Here is a 751-nt window from a genome sequence, read left to right as displayed (position 1 = left end):
CAGGGAGAACCTGTGCAGATCGTGTGCGGTGCACCGAATGTGGCTGCCGGTCAGAAAGTGGTAATTGCCACTTTGGGTGCAAAACTCTATGACGGAGATGAATGTTTTACGATTAAAAAATCAAAACTCCGTGGTGTTGAGTCCAATGGGATGATTTGCGCTGAAGATGAAATCGGTATTGGTACAGATCATGCAGGTATCATCGTGCTGCCGGCTGATGCAGTTCCGGGAACTCTTGCCAAAGATTATTATAATATCAAGAGCGACTATGTGCTGGAAGTGGATATCACTCCGAATCGTGCCGATGCTTGTTCTCACTATGGGGTAGCCCGTGACTTGTATGCTTATCTGGTGCAAAATAACAAACCGACTTCTCTGAAGAAACCGTCTGTAGATGCTTTTGCCGTTGAAAATCATGATCTGGATATCAATGTTACAGTTGAAAACAGTGAAGCTTGCCCTCGCTATGCCGGTGTAACGGTGAAGGGCGTAACAGTAAAAGAAAGTCCGGAATGGTTGCAGAATAAACTCCGTATTATCGGACTGCGTCCTATCAATAATGTAGTGGATATCACAAATTACATTGTTCATGCATTCGGCCAACCATTGCACTGCTTTGATGCAGATAAAATTAAAGGTGGCGAAGTAGTGGTGAGGACAATGCCGGAAGGTACTCCGTTTGTCACGTTGGATGGCGTGGAACGTAAATTATCTGATCGTGACCTGATGATTTGTGACACGGAAAAACCGA

The 751-nt window shown here is 45.0% G+C and carries 1 protein-coding gene; it reads left to right on the top strand.

Translation table 11 applies throughout. The annotated features are described in order from the left end of the window. A partial coding sequence (locus tag BACCELL_RS25455) for a phenylalanine--tRNA ligase subunit beta (protein WP_007215064.1) occupies positions 1 to 751 on the top strand: 751 nt, incomplete at both ends.

Origin of the sequence: Bacteroides cellulosilyticus DSM 14838 (assembly GCF_000158035.1) — a bacterium.
Lineage (GTDB): Bacteria > Bacteroidota > Bacteroidia > Bacteroidales > Bacteroidaceae > Bacteroides > Bacteroides cellulosilyticus.
The sequence above is the reverse complement of the archived record's forward strand: the minus strand, read 5'-3'. Positions and strand labels throughout refer to the sequence as shown.